We start from the raw sequence: 21,802 nt of genomic DNA, 5'->3' as shown, positions 1-21,802 counted from the left end.
GGCCTACGGCATGCGGCTAACTGCCAGCCCGGGCTGGCGCAGCCCACCAACAGGCAGATCGGCGCACGCGCAAATCCGGGCGCTCCGGCATCCTCCAAGTCCCGCCTCCGCATGTCCGGCGACTGGACAACGGCATGGCGAGCTTAGGCGCCTTCCTCGCACCTGCCGCCACACGCCAAGCAATTGGGCCCCTCCGTCACAACGGCATCCTGCCCAGCCCTACCGCCAACCGCTCACCGAACGATTTTGCCCTTCCGTCACGACGGGATGCGCCCGGCCCGCACCGGGGTATACAGCGGATAAGAAGCCGGCGATGCCGGCACGCGGCGGCGAGCCTCATCGGCCACCGTCGTGGGGCGACCGGAGCCCCACCACATATCCAAAGCCTTTGGCCCGCGAGGGAAGGAGCACTCATGGCACAGCTCAACGAGGTTCGCTACAAGAAGGTCTTCGTCTCCCTGGACGGCACGGAACAGCAGGACAAGGTGCTTGAGCGCGCGATCATCGTCGCAGCCAACAACGGCGCCGAGCTCTACATCGGCCACGTCATCGACTCGACGGTCCTCGAGACGGCGGGCACCTACCCCGTCGACCTCATCCCTGGCATGGAGAAGGCCTTCCGCGGCTCCATCGCAGACCTCGTGGCAACCGCAGAGGCCGAGGACCGCATCCCCAAGATTGAGGTCCAGGTCAAGACGGGCCGCATCCGCGAGACCCTGAAAGACGAGATGCTCGACGTCATCAAGCCGGACATCGTGCTCTGCGGCGCGCGCGGACTCTCCAGCATCAAGTACGCACTGCTGGGCTCCATCTCAACCTTCCTACTCCGCAACACGGACTGCGACATCCTGGTTGTGAAGTAGCTCAGCCGGGCCCAGCGGTAGAGGCGAGCATCAAACCGCCGGCCCACGTTTGGCCACAAGGTAAGGCGGCCAAGCAACGCGAAGCACCTACATATGGCATGACAGGGGCGACCATCCCACGGGAAGGTCGCCCCTTCCGTTACGCCCGCACTGCCTCGTAGCTGGGGAATCTGTGAAGCTCCCATTCGATAGTTAGAATAGAGAGACGTGACTACGTGCAAATGGTCATTCCAGGCGCACACAAGGGGCAGGATTCACCGCGGCCCCCCACTTGTTGCGGCGTCTGAACCGTGGGCGTCCAACGCGGCCCCAAGCCGGGCCAAGCAGTGCAGGCCAAGCGAGACGGGCTTGCGCACGAAGCCGAAGTACCTGCGGTTTCGCCAGAAAGATGGGGTCGGAGCGGGCGCGATCCTACGAACGAGCACCAGGAGCGGCATTGGCACAGCGCAGCGCACGGACCACCAGGCACCTCGCAATCAAGGCAGGACTCATGTCCGCCCTCTGCTGCGCTTCCCTCTTCGTTGCGGCCCCGGCCCAGGCCGAGACCCTCGACGAGCTCCAGGCCAAGGCGGACCAGGCAACGGCCGCCTACAACGACGCCACCCAGAACGTCGACCAACTGCAGGCCAAGATCGACGAGGCCCAGCAGCAGATTGCCGACGTTGAGTCCCAGCTGCCCGGCGCGCGCGAAAAGGCCGGCGTGGCCATGCGCTCCATGTACAAGATGCAGCAGGACACCCCGGGTCTCGTGACCCTGCTCCTCTCGTCCGACAGCTTCTCGGACTTCCTCACCACCTACCAGTACATCGACGCGGTGCAGCGCGACAACGTTGACCAGACGCAGCAGCTCACCGACCTGCAGAACCGGCTCCTTGGCGCCCAGCAGACCATGCAGGCCGCCAAGGACGAGGCCACGAGCCAGCAGCAGGCCGCCGAGCAGGCCATGAACGACGCGCAGGCAGCCGTTGACGAGATGAACGCCCAGATTGCCGCGCAGAAGGCCGCCGAGGAGGCCGACGCAAAGGCCCAGGCCGAGGCCGACGCAAAGGCCAAGGCGGACGCGGAGGCCGCGGCACAGGCCCAGAGCGAGGCGGCCGCCACGCAGGACGCCGCCACGACCAAAGCCAACGCCCCGGGCACCGAGACCTCGACCAACACCGGCTCGAGCGAGTCTCCCAGCACGCCGAGTACCAACCCCGGCGCCACTGACGGCTCTGAGGTAGACACAGACGGCGAGTGGATGATTGGCAAGGCCTCCGCCTACTCCGTGGCCGACAACACGGGCGGCAACGCCACCGCCTCCGGTGAGATCCTCACGGACGACTCCGTGACCGTGGCCGTGCCCATCAGCCAGCGCTACCTACTTGGCCGCTCCGTGCAGATTCGCTACAACGGCAAGACCGTGACGGCGCGCGTCACGGACGTGGGCGGCTTTGCCCCTTACGGTCGCGCGCTGGACCTTGCCGGCGGCGTGTGGAAGGCCTTTGGCTTCTCCTCCCCCGGGGCTTGGGGCGTCCGCGCGGTACAGTATCGCTTCCTGTAAGCCGCACAACACACGAGCCCAAGCGGTCCCGCAGCCACGCGCTGCGGGACCGCTTTTTTATTTGGACGTCCGAGCGACGCTCAGCTCGTCCAAGCGCGCTCGAGCCTTTACCGCACGAACCTATCGCGCATGCCCCGCCACCTCGGCCTACGCCGTGAGGTACACCATCACGATGATGAGCGCGAAGCCGATGAAGTCCGCGGGCGTGAACATCGTGCCCAGCCACAGCACGGAGAAAACCGTGGCCGAGATGGGCTCCGACGTGCCCAGCATGCTCGCGCGAAGCGGCCCCAGGTCCTTGACGCCCTGCATGTAGAGGGCAAACGCGAGGAACGTGCCTACGAAGATGATGATGGCGAGCCACGCGAGCCCCACCGCGCCAAAGGCCGGCACGCGCTCCCACGGGCGAATAGCCGCGGCAAGGATGAGGCCCGAGACGAGCATGGCAACGCCGTTCACCACGGGACTCCCCCACTTTCGCAGCGCACCTTCGGGCACCGCCGTATAGAGCGCGCAGGACACGCCGCAGAAGATGCCCCAGAGCAGGCCCGCCAACGGCATCGAGAGCCTGGTAGGGTCGCCGCCCGTGGCCAGCAGAAACGTGCCTGCAAGCGCGAGCACCACGCCAATGACCTCGCGCCGGTGCGGCGCGCGACGTGAGCGGATGCAGGCAAAGGCCATCAGCAGCACGAGTCCGAGCGCCTGCAGCACCGTGGCCGTGGCGGAGTTGGTGAGGTTGATCGTGAGCACATAGCTCACGGAGTTCGCCATCATGCAGAGTGCCGTGAGCACGAGCACCACCACGCCCGCAACGCCGCCGGCGCGTGTGCGCCCAAGCTCGACGAGCCGCTCGCGGTCCTTGGGAAGCGCCGCCGCCAGGGCCAAGAACAGCACCGACGCCACGAGCTGTCGCACGCAGACGAGCCACACCGGGTCTACGCCGTAGCTGTCCATGAGGAACTTCGCGCAGGTTCCCGAGAAGCCCCAACACGTGCCACCCAAAAGCGTGAGGACCACGCCGCGCAGCGTCTTGCTTCGTCCGGCGCCGGCTGCGGACCCGCCCTCAGCTCCCCGACCAGACCTACGTGAGTTAGCCATGGACATGTCCCCGCGTGCTAGAGTCTCTTACCAAACAAAACCACTGAAAGGTAGCACCATGTCCCGCGACTTTTCCACCCTTGACCCAACCCTATCGGTAGGCAGCACGCACCACGGTTTCACCGTCGAAAAGGCCGAGGCCCTGCCCGAGATCTCGGGCTGCGCCTACGTGCTGCGCCACGCCGCCACCGGCGCCCGCGCCATGTGGCTCGCGACGGCAGACGACAACAAGGCCTTCGCCATCACCTTCAAGACGCCGCCCGCCAACAGCACCGGTGTCTTCCACATCCTGGAGCACTCGGTGCTCTGTGGCTCGGACCGGTTCCCAGTGAAGGAGCCGTTCGTCCACCTGCTCAAGAGCTCCATGCAGACGTTCCTCAACGCCATGACCTTCTCGGACAAGACCATGTACCCCGTGGCGTCCACCAACGACCGCGACCTCGAGAACCTCATGGACATCTACCTGGATGCCGTGCTGCACCCGGCCATCTACAAGCGCCCGCGCATCTTTGAGCAGGAGGGCTGGCACTACGAGCTGAAGGGCGACGACGCGGGCCACGCCCTCCCCGACTGCCCGCTCACCTACAACGGCGTGGTATTCAACGAGATGAAGGGTGCCTTCTCCAACCCCGAGGAGCTGCTGCTCAACGGCATCGCGAGCTCGCTGTTCCCGGACACGCCCTACGGCTGGGTCTCGGGCGGCGACCCCAAGAACATCCCCGACCTCACCTACGAGGAGTTCCTGGACACCCACGCGCGCCACTACCAGCTCTCCAACTCCTACACCACGCTCTACGGAAACCTGGACATCGAGGAGAAGCTCGCCTTCCTGAACGAGCGCTTCCTGGGTGCTGCGGACCGCGGCGCCGGTGCGCCCAACCCGCTGCCCCTGCACAGGCCCGTCTCTCCGGCGCTGCTCCAGCTGCCGATGGCCACCACGCCCGACAACGCCTGCGTGGGCGCGGCCTACGTGTTTGCCACGGCGGCGCAGCGCGAGCGCGTGCTTGCGGCCGACATCCTCGTCGACGCGCTCGTGGGCTCCAACGAGGCGCCGCTCAAGCGCGCCGTGCTGGAGAGCGGTCTGGGCCGCGACGTCACGGGCTTTCTCTACGACGGTCTGCTGCAGCCGATGCTCATCTTTGAGCTCAAGGGCGCCAAGCCGGGCGTGGCTGAGGAGTTCCGCGCACTCGTCGAGGCCACGTGCGCCACGCTTGTCACCGAGGGGCTTGGCAAGGAGAACCTCGAGGCGTCGCTCGCCCAGGCGGAGTTCAACCTACGCGAGGACGATTGGGGCTACCCGGACGGCGTGGGCCTGGCCATCCAGGCTATGAGCGGCTGGCTGTATGACGACGATGCCGCCACGAGCTACCTGCATTACGAGAACGAGCTGGCTCGCATGCGCGCCGAGCTTGAGGACGGCTACTTCGAGCGCCTGCTGGACGAGGCCGTGTGCCGATGCGACTACGCCTGCTGCGTGGAGGTGGTTCCCACCGACGAGGCCGGCGCCAACGACGAGGCCGTGCGCCTGGCCGCGGCTCGTGCCGCCATGGACGACGCTCGCGCCGACGAGGTGGTTGCCGAGGCCAAAGCGCTCCACGAGGAGCAGGTGGCGCCGGACTCCGAGGAGGCCCTCGCGACGCTGCCGCATCTCTCGCTCTCCGACATTGGGGAGGGGCCGGCGGACCCCAAGACCGAGCAGTGCGTCGGCACCCCCGTGCCGTGCTTCCACCACGACATCGACACGCGCCACATCACCTATGCGTACTGGTACTTCGACCTGGGGCGCGTTGCCTGGGACGAGCTGCCGTACGTGAGCGTGCTCTGCGGCCTTTTGGGCAAGCTGGACGCCGCGGGCCGCAGCGCCTACGAGCTGGACACGGTCTGTGAGTCCAAGCTCGGCAACCTCTCGTTCTTCACCGAGGTCTACAGCGACGACGATGACCCAGCGAGCTCGCGGCCGAAGCTCGTGGTGGGTGCGAGCGCGCTCTCCGAGAACGTGGATTGGCTCGCGACGCTTCCGGCAGAGATCTGGAGCGAGACCTCGTTTGCGGACACGAAGCGCATCCGCGACATCCTCGAGCAGCGGAAGCTCGGTATGGAGCAGGCCTTCGTGGACTCCGGTCACGCGGCGGCTCTCTCGCGCGTGGGGTCGTACTTCCTGGCATCGTCCGAGACGAGCGAGCAGCTGGGCGGCGTGGACTTCTACCGCTTCCTGCGCGGCCTCTTGGACGGCTTCGACGAGAAGGCCGATGCACTCGTGGCCAAGCTTGCCGAGCTCGCAAGCCGCGTCTTCGTGGCCGAGGGCTGCGAGGTGAGCCTCACCGGCCCCGCGGAGGACGCGGAGGCGTTCTGGAAGGCAGCCGGCAACCTGCGGCTTGGCAGCGCGATGACCGGGGATGGCGCGGCGGACGCGGGTTGCGCGAGCGGCGCGGCCGCGCTCATCGTGCCCCAGCCGCACGTGTGCAACGAGGCGTTTATCGTGCCCGCCAACGTCTGCTACGTGGGCGAGGGCATGGCCGGCCTGCCGCACGGCGTGCGTGCGAGCGGCGTTTGGCGCGTGGCGTCGCAGGCGCTCTCGTTCGACTACCTGTGGAACGAGGTGCGCGTGCTGGGCGGCGCCTATGGCTGCGGGTTCCGCTGCACGATGGACGCGCTGCTGCAGTTCTACTCCTACCGCGACCCGGCGGTTGACCCCACGGTGCGCCGCTACGAGGACGCCGCGAAGTGGCTTGAGGCCTGGCAGCCCACGCAGGAGGAGCTCGATGGCTTTATCATCGCGTGCGTGGGCGGCATGGACGCACCTGTAAAGCCGCGCGCCCTGGGGCGTCGCCTTGACGCGACGCGACTGTCTGGCCGCAAGGCCACCTGGCGCGAGGAGCTTCGCGCGCAGATGCTTGGCACGACGCTGGGGCAGTTGCATGAACTTGCCACCCCGCTCGCCTCACTGCACGACGACCGCGCCATCTGCGTCTTTGGCGGACGCCCGCAGATCGAGGGCGCCAGCAAGGACCTGAACCTCGAGGTTGTTGAGCTGTTCTCGGATTAAGCCTGCAGTGCCCGGACGGCCTCATGGCCGTCCGGGCACTTTTCCGTTCTTACATTGCCTGCAAGAGCCCAAAGATGCGTCAGCGTTTTTTGCTGCCGGCAAGCGCCCGCAACGGCATCGGGGAGGCCTAGGCAAGTTGTTTTTCCTCTCCTGAGGACACTCTTGTTTGAAAATGAACAGTTTTGCCAAGGTCTCGATCCGGCATTTGTCAACGCCTTAAAAACGAGCCTCTAAACCCGCAGGTAGAACGCCTGTGGTTTTTCTCAATAAACCAGTGCCCGGGCACGGAGGCCCAAAACGGTTCATTTTCAAACAAGGCTCATCGCCGAGCGGCCTGAGTCGGCCCATACGCCCAATCCAGCCCCTTTCACTCGGACCAACGCAACTCCCTTCACCTCGGAGACCCCACCCCTTCAATGCAGAAGTTGCGCGTATGGAGGCCTAAATCAGCACAACCAGACGGCGGGCACCTATCAAGAGCGCCTGATTGAAGACGCTCGGATCAAATGATCTCTGGATTATGTAAACCAGACTCTAAAAGGGGTAGTCTGGTCTACGTCGAACCTGTGCCCCCGCTTAGCGGCGGCCTTCCAACCCGCACCTCGCACCTCGCGGCGGGCCTCGATGGCAGGCCACACCCATCACCCACAGGCGAGCCACGTCCAGCAACCCGTCCTTTTCCGCCCCTGCGCAGCCGCCCCGGCGCGCTCAGGCGAAGAAGGCAGCACCAGCAAGCATCTATACTCGCCAGATTGCACGCATAGAACCGCACCGATAGGAGCTGAAGCCCGCGTGGCAGAGGACCAGAAGCTATCAACCAAGATCGTCGACACGTTTGGCTCCACCGTCTCGGACATGGTGGACACCAAGCCGAAGCTTGCCAGGAACCTGCTGCTCAGGGCATTCGAAGTCAAACGCTTTCAGACGCGTCGCCTGCCCGAGGCGCAGCAGCTCCCCTCTGGCCGCGCCGCCGCCCGCATCGCGCTCGAAGGCGTCACCGGCGCGCTCGAGCACCCAGACGAAGCCGTGCTCACCAGCATCTTTCTGCCCACGGAGCTCTTCTTGGCCATGGGCCTGCGCCCGCTCGCCTCGGAGGCCCTCGCGGACTTCGTGACCGGCGCCCGCGCCGAAGAGGGGCTCGTGCGCTCCGCGGAGCAGCGCGGCATCCCCGAGACCTACTGCTCCTTCCACAAAATTCTGCTGGGTGCCGCGGCCGCTCGCGTGCTAGCGCCGCCGCGACTCATCGCCAATTGCTCGGTTGCCTGCGACGCTAACAACACCACGTTCAAGTGGCTCGCCCAGGAGCTGGGCAGTCCCCACGTCTACGTGGACGTGCCCTACGAGTACGACGAGGACGCCTGCTCCTACGTGGCCGACCAGCTGCGCGAGCTTGCCCGCGCCGCCGAGGAGACCTTTGGTCGCGCACTCGACGAGGGGCTCCTGCGCGAGCACGTGGCCCACACCCAGGCGACGCTCGACGCAATGGTTCGCTCGCTGCCGCTGCGCCGCGGTCGTTACCTGCACAACGACATGGGCCTCGAAATGCAGCAGGCACTGGCGCTACACCTCTCGCTCGGCAGCACAGACTCCCTCAAGATGAGCCAGCAGGCGCTTCGCGACCTTCAGCGCGCCGAGCGCTTCGACGGGCTCTCGCTCGTGTGGGCGCACGTGGCGCCGTTCTTTTCGCCCTCCCTGCAGCAGATGCTCGACATGAACCGCGAGGCCCAAATCGTAACGTCCGACATGTGCTTCAACCAGACGAGCTTCGACGCGTTCGAGCGCGACGCCACCGGCAGGCTCGTCTTGGACGACGCCGGCTCGCCCCGCCCGCACCCTGGTGCAAAGCCCTGGGCGCATGACGCGAGCGAGCCATGGGAGGCCATGGCCGAGCGCCTCATCAAGAACACGTTCAACGGCCCCGCCCGCAGGCGCATCCAGCGCCTGCACGACCTGGCGCAGCTCGCCGCCGCCGATGGCGTGGTCTGCTTCTGCCACTGGGGCTGCAAGGAGACGATGGGGGCATCGCAGCTGGCAAAGCGCGAGCTTGAGGCGGCAGGGATACCGGTGCTTGTCCTCGACGGCGACGGATGCCATCGCGCGAACAACGCCGAGGGTCAGTCGTCCACACGCATGGGCGCGTTCCTCGAGATGCTGCGCGCCCGAAAGGGGGAGGTTGCCGGTGCCTGACGAATCGGTGACGCAGGCAGGCGCGGCCGCGAGCGGACGGACCAACCGCCACGCAGACAGCCAAGCCGACCGCCACAGCGGCAACCAGGAAATACTCCGCGCAAGCAAGCAGGCAGACGAACTCGTCGTCCACTACCCCTGCAAGTACGTGCCGGTGGAGCTGCTCGCGGGGTTTGGCGTGGGCTGCTGGCCGTGCACCTACGAGGCGCACTCCTTTGAGGAGGCAGACCAGCTGGCCCACCCCAACCTCTGCGGCTACGGCAAGAGCCTGTTCGCCTACGCCCTCCAGCCCGAGGTACACGCCCTCGTACTTACGAGCTGCTGCGACGTCATGCGCCGCGTCTATGACGTGCTGAGTGGCTCGGGCGCGGTGGAGTTCCTCTGGCTGCTGGACCTCCCCCACCTGCGGGGCCCGCGCGAGGCGGCCCGATTCCGTGGCGAACTCCGCAGGCTGGCAGAGGCCTTCTCCGCCTGGAGCGGTCGTGAGTTCAACATCGCGAAGGCCTGCGCGAGCTTCGTGCCGCCCGTGCCGCGCGTGGACGAGCGCGTGACGCTGCTGGGCGCCCACGGCCCCCTCTCGCTCGTCGACACGTGTCGCGACGAGCTGGGGCTTCCCGTGGAGAATGGCACGTGCACGGGCTGGCGCCTGGTCCAGACCCCACCACCCGGCCTAGTGCGTGTGCCCGGCCCCGCCTGCGAGCACCGAGCCGAGCACCTGGGCTCGGCGGCGCGCGGGGAAGACGGCCTGGACCGGTTCCTGGACTGGTACGCCGACGCCCTGCTCAACCAGATGCCCTGCATGCGCATGAACGACGCCGCCGACCGCAAGCGGCTCGTGGGCGCGCCCGGTCAGCACGGCGTCATCTACCATACGATGAAGTTCTGCGACTACTACGGCTTCGAGTACCTCGAAGCCGCCAAGGAGGCTCACACGCCGATGCTCAAGATCGAGACCGACGGCACGCGCCAGAGCGCAGGCCAGCTGCGCACGCGCCTCAAAGCGTTCGACGAGACGCTCCGCGGCATGGCGGAGGCGCGCGAGGTTGCCGCGACGCGACGCACGGACACCGACGGGCCCGTCTACGTGCTGGGCGTCGACTCGGGCTCGACCTCGACGGACGCCGTGGTCATGGACGCAGACGAGAAGATTGTGGCAAGCGTCATCGTGCGAACGGGCGCCAAGGCCTCCGCCGGCGCGGCCAAGGCGGTCGAGGCCGTGCTCGAGCGAGCGGGCCTCACGGACCACGACCTCACCCTGCGCGTGGCCACCGGCTACGGTCGCGACGCCATCCCCGGCATGGACTCCGCCATCACTGAGATCACCTGCCACGCCCGCGGTGCCCACTTCCTCGCGCCGGACGCGCGCACCGTCATCGACATTGGCGGACAGGACTCAAAGGTCATCCATCTGGACGAGGCCGGCGGCGTTCTCAACTTCGTCATGAACGACAAATGCGCCGCAGGTACAGGACGTTTCTTAGAGGCCACCGCACGGGCCATGGAGCTCGACTTGGACGAGTTCTGCCGCGTGGGTCTCGACTGGAAACACGACGTGAAAATCTCCAACATGTGCACCGTATTCGCCGAGAGCGAGGTCGTGAGCCTCGTGGCGGACGACACGCCCATCGCCGACATCGTGCACGGGCTGGACATGAGCGTGGCGAGCAAGACGGCGGCGCTGGCCAAGCGCGTGAAGGCCAAGCCAGGCTACCTCATGACCGGCGGCGTGGCCCAGAACGTGGGCGTGGTGCGCGCGCTTGAGGACGTGCTGGGCGCGCCCGTGGCCACGCACGAGGACTCACAGCTCTGCGGCGCCATCGGCGCGGCGCTGTTGGGGCTGGAGTCGCTGCGGTAGGCGCGAGGGCGGACGGCGCGCTCGGAGACGCAGCACTGCCAGCCGCGGCTCCTAGCAGCCCTTACAGCACGGATCCCAGGAACTTCGGGACGGCCTGGTACAGCGCAAAGAGCATGAGCCCCGCGTAGCAGGCGTAGCTGATCGTCATGCAAACCTTGAGCCCGCGTGGGAACGCCCGCTTTCCGCCAAGATCCTTGCGGTAGATCATCAGCGTGATGAACAGGCCGGCAACCGGCGTGGCGATGCTCGTGGCCACGTTGGAGAAGTACACGAGCTGCACCGGGTTGCCGCCAAAGATCATGCACACCACGAGCGCGAACACGAGCAGGGCAGCGGCGCTGACCTTGACGTTCTTGCTGTCGAGCCCGGTGGCCTTGTTGAGGCCCGCGTTGAGGAAGACCACGCAGCGACCGGTGTTGCCCATGATCGCCGCGAAGGCAGCGGCCAGAAGCGCGATGCCCATCACGAGCGCGGACCAGGTGCCAAGCACCGGCACGAGCAGGGTCGCGAGGTCGGAGGCCGTCTTGATGGTGCCGCCCATCGGGTTCACGATCACGGCGCCCACAAGCAGGATGAGCCCGGAGATGAGCACGGTGCCAAAGACCTGCGTCGCCGCGTCGGCCGTCATGACGCCGTTGTAGAAGTCACGCTTGTTCCAGCCCTTCTCGCTGCCGAGGTAGGTGCCGTACATGCCGGCAAGCACGCTCGCGCTGGAGCCAAGGAAGCCAAGCACCGTCACGAGGCTACCTTCGGGGAAGCTCCACCTGGTAAGGCCGGTCACGAACTTGCCGCCATCAACGCCGCCGCCCATCACGAGCGCAACGAGGAACGAGAGCGTCAGGAACACGAGCGCCGCCATGACGCCTTTCTCGATCTTGTCGTACACCCCCTTGGAGAAGTAGATGAGCATCACGAGCACCCAGATGATGCATGCGCCTATCCGCCAGTCGATGCCAAAGATCAGGTTCATGCCGGCGCCGATGCCCGCGATGTTACCGATGTTGAAGAACATGCAGCTCAAGAAGCAGATGATGCCAACGAACCCGGCGGCGGCGTTGCCGTAGTACTTGCGGATGGCCGCGATCGTGGGCATGCCGGTCATCATGGAGAGGCGGTAGCTCACGAGGATGAAGGTGGCACCCATGAAGATGACGGGCAGCAGGATCCAGAGCAGGTTGTAGCCGTACACCGCGCCAAGCATGGCCGAGGTTGTGAGCGAGCCCGGGCCCAGCTGGATGCCGGCAAGGATGAAGCCCGGGCCAATGCGGCGGGCCAGCTCGCCAAAGGGCAGGCGCTTGACGGCGGCGGGGTCGACGTCGTCGTCAGCCGGATTCGTGTGGCCCACGACCGCGTCGGTGCCAAAGGCGTCGGAGGCCGCCTTCGTGCCGGCAAGGCCCGGCGTCGTGGTGGGCGCGGGCTCCTTGACCGGGGCGGCCTGGGAGACTTCGGCACCCCCCGCGGAGCCGGCCACGCCGTCGGGAACTTCCGTCGTTCTTGAAGAAGCGCTCATGTGGCACTCCTTTCGAAGAAAACGGCCGCCATGCCCATGGTATCTAGGTGGGACATGACGGCCGTTTGAGGTTTGATATGGAAGGTGCCTTATGCGAACTGCGTCATGTCAACCTTGGGCAGCTCGGAGCGCTTGAGGCCGAGAGCGACCCAGTCCTTCTCCTCCTGGCCGAGCGGGAGCACCGGCTTGCGCATGAGGGCGCTCGTGAAGACGCCGCGCTGCTTCAGGGCCTCCTTGAGGCGGGCGTGTGCCTCGCCGGACGGCTGGCCGCCGCCGTAGATCGCCTGGGAGATGTGGTAGATGCGGTTCGACCAGGCCTGGGCCTCGGCGAGCGTGTGATCCTCGGGGTGCTTGAAGACGTCCCAGGCCGGGCAGATGAGCTCGGGGACGCAGCCGGCGAAGCCGATGAGGGCGCCGTCCATGCCGGGGAACCAAGAGACGCAGAGGGTCTCATCGTGGCAGGTGATGAGGGAGATGTCCGGGCACTCCTGGCGAAGCTTGCGGACGTCGTGCTCGTAGATGGAGGTGACGCGGGTGCCCATCTTGATGCACTTGACGTGCTCGATCTCGTTGCACATCTTGATGAGCGTGTCGACCGGGTAGAACGCCTTGCTGGTTGCCGGGTACAGGTGGATGATGATGTCGATGTCAGCGCCCTCGGCAACGTCCTTGATGTACTCGAACGGGGCGTTGGGGTTCATGCCGAAGCGGAGCCACATGTGGGGCGGCATGAGCAGGATGCCATCGGCGCCGGCCTCCTTGGCGTCCTTGGCCATCTCGATGGACTGAGCGGTGTTCTCGCAGTTGACGCCCGAGATGATCGTCATGACATCGCCGCACTCCTCGGCGCAGATCTCGGTGACGCGCTTGCGCTCCTCGCGGGTGAGGCCGGTGATCTCGCCGGTGTGGCCGTTGCAGACCAGGCCCTCGATACCCTTGCTGTAGAAGGACTTGATCCAGCGGAGGTAGGCACGGAACTCGGGCTCGTTGATGGAGTAGTCGTCGTTCAGGGGAACGGAGACTGCCGGGAAGATTGTCTTGAAGGTCTTGGTCTTAGCCATGGTGGAGCCCTTTCTGTTGTGGCCGGCCGTGTGGCCGTGCCGGTTTACCCATCGTCGCTGGGATCCCGATTGCCGTTCGCAAGAGGCTCAGTTGCTGTCGCCGTCTTGCAAGCTTGTTTGCAATCGTTTGCAGCCGCTGGCTCATATTCAACGACTTGCGATATGTTTGGGCAACGAGATCTGGAATCCGTGCAACGATTTGCATGATTGGCTGAATGGCCGATTACTTGGCCATTCTCACTTGAACTGAAGGGTCTTGGTTTGGTATTTAGGCGACTGCCATACATTCAGTGACTTTGTACCAGCTCGTTTGACAAGATCCGCAAGCCCTCCGCCCGACGCGTAAACAAAGGCAAGAGTCATCTGATCTTGCCAGAGGAGCCCCTCTCCTCGCCCTCGCAATACAATCGTTTGCAGTACAATCGATTGCATAGACCCAAGAACGTCGCACGCCGAAATCGCGGGGTGCGCCGTCCCCTCCCCACCCAAGCGAGGTACCCCGTGCCAACCCTCAAAGACGTCGCCAAGCTCGCCAACGTAGACGCGAGCACCGTGTCCCGCGCGCTCAACAACAGTGCACACGTGCATCCCGAGACGCGAAAGCGCGTGTTTGCCGCCGTCGAGAAGCTCAGCTACGAGCCCAACGTGCTTGCCCAGGGACTGCGCAAGGGCAAGCGGCACACCATCGGCATCGTCGTGCCCAGACTGCAGCTCACAATGTTTGGCGACGCCGTCCAGGCGGCCGAGCAACGGGCGCAGGAGCTTGGCTACGCCACCATCGTCTGCAACACCGACGACGATCCAAAGCGCGAGCGCGAATGCCTCGACCGACTGGGCAACGGGTTCGTAGACGGCCTCATCATCGCCGCCACGGGCAAGAACACGCGCGCAATCCAGACGCTTGCGGCAGGCGGTATGTCCATCGTCCAGTTCCTCAGGCGCGACAACATCGGTCTGTCCAGCGTAACCGCCGACTTCGAGGCCTGTGCCTACGAGGGCGCGCGCTACCTCGCTGACAAGGGGTGTCGCCACATCGGTCTCATCAACGGCCCGGCTTCGCTCGGACCCTATCGCGAGCGCCTGAGCGGCTATCGCCGGGCGATGGACGAGCTAGGGCTTGAGGAGATCCTCGTCTCCGACAGCCTCCAGGCAAACAGCTTCGAGTACGGATACCGCAGCACCACACGGCTGCTGAGCGAGCACCCCGAACTCGACGCGCTGATGGCGGCGGTTGACGTGCAGGGCATGGGGGCCATGAAGGCTCTGCGCGAGCAGGAGCTTCGCTACCCGGAGGACGTGAGGCTCATGAGCCTCACGGGGTATCTCGTTGGAAGCCTGCTCGAGACGCCGATGACCTCGATGGAGGTGCCCACCGAGGAGATCTCGCGCAAGGCGGTCGACACCCTCGTAGAGCTCATCGACGCACCGGCCGACAAGAAGCCGTCGCGCTCGAGCCTCGTGTTTCCACCCATGCTCGTGGAACGGCGAAGCGGGTAAGGCACACGGCTGACAGCTGCCAAGCACGCCGGCGGCGCGGGTGCAGCCGGCAGCTGCCTCAAGCCATGCGCCGATCGATCCATGGCCTTGCGCTACAGCAGCACGTTCTCGAGCGAGCGCTTGGGCACATGGTGGACGCCGGCAGCGTCTCGCCAATACGCGAGTGTGCCATCGGGCGAGGCCGACGCAGGCTCGAGCCGCACGTCCTCGACGGGGCGCCCAAGCGCAACGACCATCAGCGGCTTGGCGGCATCGGCGTCGAACCCAAGCTCGTCAGCCACGCCGTGCTTGTCAAACGCGTGCAGCATGCAGCCGCCAAAGCCGGCCTGGGTTGCCCCAAGCAGGATCGTCTGAGCCGCAATGCCCTCGTCCACCGACGTCGTCGCGCCGTGCCCCGCATCGCAGATCACGATATAGCCCGTCGGATGCTCGCCAGCGACAGGGCCATCCCAGTCCTTGAGCGCCGCGGCCCACCTTAGCTTCGGGAATACCCGCGCGCACTCCGCCGAGGAGTTGACGATGCGATAGCGCAGTGGCTGACGGTTCGCCCCGCTGGCCGTCGTGCGCGCCAGATCCACGAGCGCCACAAGCAGCGCCTCAGGGATGGGCTCGCCCTCGTCAAAGCGCCGGTAGCTGCGGCACGCGCGTACCGTCTTGGCATATTCCGCGAGGTCAAACGCCTGCTCGGCGCCTTGTGCCACCTTGTCCAACTCGTCCATGATTGCCCCTTGCCAAGACGTCACGCGCAACGCCCGACGCCCAAGACGAAGCCCCGTCTCCTCGACACACCCCGTAGCGGCAGTCGAACACGAACCCTACCGCCGCCAGGCTAGATCAGCCCAAAGTGCTTGCACGCATTGTAGACGCCGTCGTCATCGACGCTTGTCGTCACATAGTCGGCAACCGCCTTGGTGCCGGGCTTTGCGTTGCCCATCGCCACGCCAATTCCGCAGTATTCGAGCATGGTCTCGTCGTTACCGCCGTCCCCGAACGCGATGGCCTCGTCAACCGAGAGCCCGCAGTGCCGAAGCGTCTCCCTGACCCCCGCCGGTTTGCTGCTTGCCTTGGGCACGACGTCGCAGAACAGATCGTTCCAACGCGTGGTGAACACACTCGTGCAAACATCCGTGATCTCGTGCTCGCGCTCAGGCGGAACAAAGGCGCAGAACTGATAGATGCGCGCATCGAGCGCCTCGTGGATGTCGCCCTCGTCGTAGGTGAGGCCGGCCGCGCCCTCGATCTCCCGCACCGCATCTGTGTGCCGGGTGATGTAGGCGCGATCAGCCTCGAGCACGAGCGCCTCGTAGCGGCCGGCCTCAACCTGCCCAACGATCGTCTTTACGTCGTCATCGCTGATGGGGCAGTCGTAGTAGATGCCGCCGGCATCGAAGCACACCGAGCCTGTCAGCGAGACAAACCCATCGAAGCCGTCGAATCCGTCGAATCCGTTCACTATGCAGGGCGGAAACTGGTACTTAGGCCGCCCGCTCGCGATGAAGCACTTGATGCCGTCTGCACGAAGGGCGATGAGCGCGCGCTTGGTCGACTCCGGGAGCCTGTGCGTCTCGAAGCTCAACAACGTGCCGTCGATGTCAAAGAATGCAGCCTTGATCACGTTTCTCCCTCGGTTGGGATTCTGCCTCGCTTGCCGTTTGGCACACAGGATAGCAGGCGCTGCGAGGGGGGGGCGCGTCCGGCGGATTCTTGCGGCGGATGCAACACCCGCTAACTAAGCCGCATCCTCCGACTCGTCTATCGGATTCACGAAAAGTTCGCTCGGTTGTAAAAGAAGCCGCCCCCAATGGCAAACGGCCCGCCAATCGAGATGATTGACGGGCCGTTTGCGTGTTGTTAGCTAGGCTTACCCGAGGTGCGCGACCACCTGGTCGCCCATGGCAGAGGTGCCGAGAACGTAATCGGCGGGCGTCGTCTCGTCGGCGATGTCGGCGGTACGCCAGCCCTCGTCCAGCACGGCCTCGATGGCATTGTGGATGGAGTCGGCCGCCTCGCCCATGTCGAAGCTGTAGCGCAGCATCATCTCAACGGACATGATCTGCGCGAGCGGGTTGGCGATGCCCTCGCCCGCGATGTCCGGCGCGGAGCCGTGGCTGGGCTCGTAGAGCGCCACGCCGTCACCCAGCGACGCGCTCGCCAGCATGCCAAGCGAGCCCGTGATCTGCGCGGCCTCGTCGGAGAGGATGTCGCCAAACATATTCTCCGTCACCACGACGTCGAAGTGCGCCGGGCGGTTGATGAGCTGCATGGCCGTGTTGTCCACGAGCATGTCCTCGAGCTCAACGTCCGGATAGTCGGCGTCGTGGATGCGGTGGACGACCTCGCGCCACATGCGGGAGGTATCGAGCACGTTGGCCTTGTCCACGCTCGTCACGCGGCCGCGACGGCGGCGCGCCGCCTCGAACGCCTGGCGAACGATGCGCTCGACCTCGTACTCGCGGTACTCGAGCGTGTCGACCGCGCGCTGGCCGGGCTTGCCGTCTGCACCAGCACCTTCCTCGTCAAAGAAGCGGTGGCGCTCGCCAAAGTAGAGGCCACCCGTGAGCTCGCGAACGATCACGAGGTCAACGCCGTCGATGACCTCGGGGCGCAGCGTGGAGGCGCCGGCCAGTGGCTTGAAGATCTGCACCGGGCGCAGGTTGGTGTAGAGGCCGAGCGCCTTGCGAATGGCGAGCAGGCCCTGCTCGGGGCGCGGCGCGTTGGAGTCGGTCGTGTCCCACTTGGGGCCACCAACGGAGGCGAGCAGCACGGCGTCGCTCGCGTTGGCCGCATCGAGCGTGGCCTGAGGCAGGGCCGTCACGGGCACGGACGGGTCGGCCGCGGCGGCCTCACGCGTGGCGTCGATGGCGGCACCGCCGATGAGGGCGTCAGCGCACTCGAACGTCACGCCGGCACGCTCGCCCACCGCGACCAGCACCTTCTTGCCCTCAGCGATGATCTCGGGGCCAATGCCGTCACCCGGCAGGCAGCAAATCTTGTAGGTGGTCATGGGCTCCTCCCATCATGCGAGGCGGCACGGCAGCCCTCCGGAACCATCCCCGTTCCAGAGGCAACCACCATCCCGCCCCGCATCTATAATCCGTCAGATAATTGGGCCATCGGCTCACTTGGTGGCGGCCAGCTTTGCGCGGGTGCGGTTGACGAGACCGCCGGCCTCGATGATCTCGGCGATGAACGGCGGGAACGGCTCGGCCGTGAAGGTCTCGCCCGTACGCTCATTGGTGATGGTGCCGGCCTCGGCGTCCACGGCAACGGCATCACCCGCGGCGATGGCGTCGACCGCCGCCGGGCACTCGAGAATCGGCAGGCCCACGTTGATGCTGTTGCGGTAGAAGATGCGCGCGAAGCTCTTGGCGATGACGCAGGAGACTCCCGCGGCCTTGATGGCCACCGGTGCGTGCTCGCGTGAGGAGCCGCAGCCGAAGTTCTCCTCGGCCACGATAATGTCACCCGGCTTCACGGTCGTGGCAAAGCTCGGGTCGATGTCCTCCATGGCGTGAGCCGCCAGGTGCGCGTGGTCGGAGCTGTTCAAATAGCGCGCCGGAATGATGACGTCCGTGTCAACGTCGCGCCCATAGCGAAAGACGGTTCCCTTGAACTGCATATCTGTGATCCTTCCGGGTTAGGCGATGTCAGAGGGCAGCGCGATGTGGCCAGCGACGGCCGACGCGGCGGCCACGGCCGGGCTTGCCAGGTAGACCTCACTCGTGACGTCGCCCATGCGGCCCACGAAGTTGCGGTTGGTGGTGGAGATGCAACGCTCGCCCGCAGCGAGGATGCCCATGTAGCCGCCCAGGCAGGGGCCACAGGTGGGCGTGGAGAAGACGCAGCCAGCATCGATGAACTCGTCAGCCAGACCCTCGTGCATGCACTGCTTGAAGACCTTCTGCGTAGCAGGAATCACGATGCAGCGCACGCCGTCGGCCACCTTGCGGCCGCGCAGCACCTTGGCCGCCGCACGCATGTCCTCGATGCGACCGTTGGTGCAGGAGCCGATGACCGCCTGGTCGATGGTGATGTGGCGGCTCTCCTCAACGGGATGCGTGTTACTCGGCAGGTGCGGCCAGGCCACGCAGGGCTTAATGTCGGCAGCGTCGATGTGGTAGACCTTCGCGTACTCCGCATCGGCATCAGCGTGGCACTCCACAGGCGGACGCTGGCACCTGCCCGTCAGCCACTCGCGGGCGAGGTCGTCCACCTCGATGATGCCCGCCTTGCCGCCAGCCTCGATTGCCATGTTGGAGATGGTCATACGGCCTTCCATGGAGAGGCTGCGGATGGCCGATCCCGCAAACTCCATGGCCTGGTAGAGAGCGCCGTCCACACCAATCATGCCAATGACGTGCAGGATGATGTCCTTGCCCGTGGCGCCCTCGGGCAGCTCGCCCTCAATCTCGAAGCGAATGGTGGGCGGCACCTTGAACCACGCGCGACCGGTGGCAAGACCAACGCCCGCGTCCGTGGATCCCACGCCCGTTGAGAACGCGCCCAGTGCGCCGTAGGTGCAGGTGTGGGAGTCGGCGCCGATGATCAGGTCGCCAGGGACGACGGAGCCCGTCTCGGGCAGGAGCGCATGCTCGATGCCCGCGCAGCCCTGCTCCCAATAGTGGGTGATGCCCTGCTCATGGGCAAAGTCGCGCATCTTCTTGGCCTGCTCGGCGCTTTTGATGTCCTTGTTGGGCGCATAGTGGTCCGGCACCAGGCACACACGGTCCTTGTCGAAGACCTTCTCGGCCCCCAGCTCGCGGAACACGTCGATGGCGATGGGCGCCGTGATGTCATTGGCGAGCACGACGTCCAGGTCGCACTCGACGAGCTGCCCGGGACGTACCTCGTCCAGGCCAGCGTGCGTGGCCAAAATCTTCTCAGCCACAGTCATGGGTCGCGTCATATCAGATACCTCTCCTATTCAGCACAGGCCAGCCAACCCCAGGCCATCCCATACACCAACACAAACAACCAAGCCAGATCACCGCCGCGAAGCCAAACTCCCACCAAGAGCGGGACGTAGGCCCCTCGTGGCGCGGGGGCGCATCGCGCAGGGCGAGATTCCGCACGAGCCAGAGGTGACTAAACGTCGCCTCTGCACGAGCTCGGGACTGCCCGAGCCCCGCACGACGCGCCCCGACGCGCGCATGCCCCTACTTTCCGCTCTTGGCGCGAGCCGTCTGAATCATGCGGTTGATCGCATTCACGTAGGCCTTCGCACTCGAAACAATAATGTCGTTGTCCGTACCGCGGCCCGTAAAGACGTTGCCATCCTCCGCCGCCACGCGCACCGTAACCTCGCCGATGGCGTCAATGCCGCGAGAGATGGCCTTGACCGAAAACTCGGCCAGGTCGCCGTGAACTGACACGACCTTGTCGATGGCCTTATAGGCGGCATCGACAGGACCGGAGCCCGTAGCGCACACCACATGCGTGGCGCCAACCTCGTCGGTGATGGTGGCGGTTGCCGTGGGAACCAGCGGGTCGCCACAGCTCACCTGAAGCGCGTCGAGCGTGTAGACGGCGGCCTCCTCGCGCTGGTGCTCCTGGACCATGCTCTCGAGGTCCTCGTCGTAGACCTCCTTCTTCTGGTCCGCAATCTCGAGGAAACGCTGGTACATGGTCTCGAACTGCTTGTCGTCGAAGGTGTAGCCAAGCTCGGCGAAGCGGTGGCGAAGCGCCGCGTGGCCACTGCGAGCAGAGAGGATTATCTGCGAGGATCCGGCGCCCACGTCCGCCGGATCGATGATCTCGTACGTATCACGGGCCTTGAGCACACCGTCCTGGTGGATGCCCGAGCTGTGGGCAAAGGCGTTGGCGCCCACGATCGCCTTGTTCGGCTGTACGTTGATGCCCGTAATACTGCTCACGAGCTTGCTCGCGTGCGTAAGCTCATGCGTCACGATATCCGTATGGGCGTCGAGCTCCTCGCCATGCATCTTTATGGCCATGACAACCTCTTCGAGCGCGGTGTTGCCAGCACGCTCACCCAGGCCGTTGATGGTGCATTCGATCTGCGTGGCACCGTTGCGGACGCTCTCGAGGGCCAGCGCCGTGGCCATGCCGAGGTCGTTGTGCGTGTGGACGGAAATCGTAACGTCCTCGATGCCATCGACCCGCTCGCGCAGGTCGCGAATGCGCGCACCAAAGTCCCACGGCATGTTGTAGCCGGTGGTATCAGGGATATTGACGACGGTGGCACCCGCCTTCACGGCCGCCTCGATGATACGCACGAGGAAGTCCTCATCGGCGCGACCGGCGTCCTCGGCATAGAACTCGACGTCATCCACGTAGTTGCGAGCATGCTTGACGGCATGAATGGCACGCTCGATGGCCTGGTCCTCGGAGAGGTGGAGCTTGTCGTGCAGGTGGCTCGGAGAGACGCCCAGGCCTGTATGAATACGAGGACGCTTGGCGCTCTTCAGCGCCTCGGCAGCCACATCGATGTCCCTGTCAACGGCGCGCGTAAGGCCGCAGACGGTGCAGTTTTCACCAGCAATGAGACCAATCTCGTGAACGGACTTGAAATCGCCCGGGCTGGAGATGGGGAAGCCGGCCTCAATGACGTCGACGTTCATGCGAACGAGCTGACGCGCAATGATGAGCTTCTCCTCGGTGTTCATGCTGGCGCCGGGGCTCTGCTCACCATCACGGAGCGTAGTGTCGAAGATGTGAACCTTACGGGTCATGATGCCTCCTGAAAACGAACCGACAGATAAGTCCCAATTCGGGAATGGTGCGGTCTGGCCCATAGGAGGATCGAGATGGAATACGAGGTCAGTACCACCTCGCGATATGAAAAAACACCCAACCCGCTCCGCCCAATAGGCAATGGATACGTGTTAGGTGCCAACATGCAAAAAACCGAAGACGAAACCCTAGCGCGTACCCTCAGTACGTAGCGCTAGGCCTAGGAGCTGCATATATGAAGAAATGCGAGCCATTAGCAAGGTCCTTTCGTCAATATTGGATGAAATTTTACCCTGCCCAACAAGAAGACGCAACCCACAGCCGGGAAACGGTCGCAGGCCTAACAATCGCATGCATAATGGCCGTACGTCATTAATAACAGATGCCAATTCGTCGTTATTCAGAAAGCAATAGAAGAGTCCACAGCAGACGCAGAGGGGGCCCGCCCC

15 protein-coding genes are annotated in these 21,802 nt (G+C 65.2%); 6 read left to right on the top strand and 9 right to left on the bottom strand.

Annotation, left to right across the window (positions count from 1 at the left end):
• Window positions 1–413 precede the first annotated feature (413 nt).
• Entirely contained in the window at window positions 414–863 is a 450-nt protein-coding gene (locus EFAMC2_RS08155) for a universal stress protein (RefSeq protein WP_154028457.1), read from the top strand.
• A 490-nt stretch (window positions 864–1,353) separates the two neighbouring features.
• Window positions 1,354–2,406 carry a coiled-coil domain-containing protein gene (locus tag EFAMC2_RS08150; protein WP_154028455.1) on the top strand — a complete coding sequence of 351 codons (1,053 nt, stop codon included), beginning with the start codon at window positions 1,354–1,356 and terminating at the stop codon, window positions 2,404–2,406.
• A 147-nt stretch (window positions 2,407–2,553) separates the two neighbouring features.
• Here EFAMC2_RS08150 and EFAMC2_RS08145 read toward each other — a convergent pair whose 3' ends face one another.
• Window positions 2,554–3,504: a DMT family transporter gene (locus tag EFAMC2_RS08145; protein WP_261980201.1), complete on the bottom strand. Its 951-nt coding sequence runs from the start codon at window positions 3,502–3,504 to the stop codon at window positions 2,554–2,556.
• Window positions 3,505–3,562: 58 nt separating this feature from the next.
• Here EFAMC2_RS08145 and EFAMC2_RS08140 point away from each other — a divergent pair, with 58 nt between their 5' ends.
• From EFAMC2_RS08140 to EFAMC2_RS08130, 3 genes are all read left to right on the top strand, one after another.
• Entirely contained in the window at window positions 3,563–6,550 is a 2,988-nt protein-coding gene (locus EFAMC2_RS08140; RefSeq protein WP_154028451.1) for an insulinase family protein, read from the top strand.
• A gap of 792 nt (window positions 6,551–7,342) precedes the next feature.
• Window positions 7,343–8,737, top strand: coding sequence for a 2-hydroxyacyl-CoA dehydratase subunit D (locus tag EFAMC2_RS08135; protein ID WP_187325243.1), 1,395 nt, complete (start codon window positions 7,343–7,345; stop codon window positions 8,735–8,737).
• A complete protein-coding gene (locus EFAMC2_RS08130; protein WP_222838570.1) occupies window positions 8,730–10,592 on the top strand; it encodes an acyl-CoA dehydratase activase in 1,863 nt (620 codons plus the stop codon). Before EFAMC2_RS08135 ends, EFAMC2_RS08130 begins: the two co-directional genes overlap by 8 nt.
• 61 nt (window positions 10,593–10,653) lie before the next feature.
• Here EFAMC2_RS08130 and EFAMC2_RS08125 read toward each other — a convergent pair whose 3' ends face one another.
• Entirely contained in the window at window positions 10,654–12,102 is a 1,449-nt protein-coding gene (locus tag EFAMC2_RS08125; protein WP_154028447.1) for an NRAMP family divalent metal transporter, read from the bottom strand.
• 89 nt (window positions 12,103–12,191) lie between these two features.
• The gene (locus EFAMC2_RS08120) at window positions 12,192–13,163 is read right to left on the bottom strand and encodes a dihydrodipicolinate synthase family protein (RefSeq protein WP_154028445.1); all 972 of its coding nucleotides are present in this window, start codon (window positions 13,161–13,163) and stop codon (window positions 12,192–12,194) included.
• A gap of 501 nt (window positions 13,164–13,664) precedes the next feature.
• On the opposite strand from EFAMC2_RS08120, the gene EFAMC2_RS08115 reads away from it, so the two are divergent.
• On the top strand, window positions 13,665–14,660 hold the full coding sequence (locus EFAMC2_RS08115) for a LacI family DNA-binding transcriptional regulator (protein WP_154028443.1): 996 nt from the start codon (window positions 13,665–13,667) through the stop codon (window positions 14,658–14,660).
• 92 nt (window positions 14,661–14,752) lie between these two features.
• Here EFAMC2_RS08115 and EFAMC2_RS08110 read toward each other — a convergent pair whose 3' ends face one another.
• From EFAMC2_RS08110 to EFAMC2_RS08085, 6 genes are all read right to left on the bottom strand, one after another.
• Window positions 14,753–15,379, bottom strand: coding sequence for a nitroreductase family protein (locus tag EFAMC2_RS08110; RefSeq protein WP_154028441.1), 627 nt, complete (start codon window positions 15,377–15,379; stop codon window positions 14,753–14,755).
• A 110-nt stretch (window positions 15,380–15,489) separates the two neighbouring features.
• Window positions 15,490–16,275: a Cof-type HAD-IIB family hydrolase gene (locus EFAMC2_RS08105; protein WP_154028439.1), complete on the bottom strand. Its 786-nt coding sequence runs from the start codon at window positions 16,273–16,275 to the stop codon at window positions 15,490–15,492.
• Between the two features lie 246 nt (window positions 16,276–16,521).
• On the bottom strand, window positions 16,522–17,664 hold the full coding sequence (leuB, locus tag EFAMC2_RS08100) for a 3-isopropylmalate dehydrogenase (RefSeq protein WP_154028436.1): 1,143 nt from the start codon (window positions 17,662–17,664) through the stop codon (window positions 16,522–16,524).
• Window positions 17,665–17,778: 114 nt separating this feature from the next.
• Window positions 17,779–18,279: a 3-isopropylmalate dehydratase small subunit gene (locus EFAMC2_RS08095; RefSeq protein ID WP_154028434.1), complete on the bottom strand. Its 501-nt coding sequence runs from the start codon at window positions 18,277–18,279 to the stop codon at window positions 17,779–17,781.
• Window positions 18,280–18,297: 18 nt separating this feature from the next.
• Complete coding sequence (gene leuC, locus EFAMC2_RS08090; protein WP_154028504.1) at window positions 18,298–19,554, bottom strand: 3-isopropylmalate dehydratase large subunit; 1,257 nt, start codon at window positions 19,552–19,554, stop codon at window positions 18,298–18,300.
• 262 nt (window positions 19,555–19,816) lie between these two features.
• Window positions 19,817–21,352: a 2-isopropylmalate synthase gene (locus EFAMC2_RS08085; protein ID WP_154028432.1), complete on the bottom strand. Its 1,536-nt coding sequence runs from the start codon at window positions 21,350–21,352 to the stop codon at window positions 19,817–19,819.
• Window positions 21,353–21,802 lie beyond the last annotated feature (450 nt).

Origin of the sequence: Olsenella uli (genome assembly GCF_901212655.1) — a bacterium.
Classification (GTDB): domain Bacteria; phylum Actinomycetota; class Coriobacteriia; order Coriobacteriales; family Atopobiaceae; genus Parolsenella; species Parolsenella uli_A.
This window is presented reverse-complemented; position numbering and strand designations above follow the sequence as displayed.

Bases quoted from the DNA above. Each gene is read 5' to 3' on its own strand.
- EFAMC2_RS08110 (WP_154028441.1), bottom strand. From the start codon at position 15,379: ATGGACGAGTTGGACAAGGTGGCACAAGGCGCCGAGCAGGCGTTTGAC.
- EFAMC2_RS08150 (WP_154028455.1), top strand. From the start codon at position 1,354: ATGTCCGCCCTCTGCTGCGCTTCCCTCTTCGTTGCGGCCCCGGCCCAG.
- EFAMC2_RS08085 (WP_154028432.1), bottom strand. From the start codon at position 21,352: ATGACCCGTAAGGTTCACATCTTCGACACTACGCTCCGTGATGGTGAG.
- EFAMC2_RS08095 (WP_154028434.1), bottom strand. From the start codon at position 18,279: ATGCAGTTCAAGGGAACCGTCTTTCGCTATGGGCGCGACGTTGACACG.
- leuB (WP_154028436.1), bottom strand. From the start codon at position 17,664: ATGACCACCTACAAGATTTGCTGCCTGCCGGGTGACGGCATTGGCCCC.
- EFAMC2_RS08120 (WP_154028445.1), bottom strand. From the start codon at position 13,163: ATGGCTAAGACCAAGACCTTCAAGACAATCTTCCCGGCAGTCTCCGTT.
- EFAMC2_RS08125 (WP_154028447.1), bottom strand. From the start codon at position 12,102: ATGAGCGCTTCTTCAAGAACGACGGAAGTTCCCGACGGCGTGGCCGGC.
- EFAMC2_RS08155 (WP_154028457.1), top strand. From the start codon at position 414: ATGGCACAGCTCAACGAGGTTCGCTACAAGAAGGTCTTCGTCTCCCTG.
- leuC (WP_154028504.1), bottom strand. From the start codon at position 19,554: ATGACTGTGGCTGAGAAGATTTTGGCCACGCACGCTGGCCTGGACGAG.
- EFAMC2_RS08145 (WP_261980201.1), bottom strand. From the start codon at position 3,504: ATGGCTAACTCACGTAGGTCTGGTCGGGGAGCTGAGGGCGGGTCCGCA.
- EFAMC2_RS08140 (WP_154028451.1), top strand. From the start codon at position 3,563: ATGTCCCGCGACTTTTCCACCCTTGACCCAACCCTATCGGTAGGCAGC.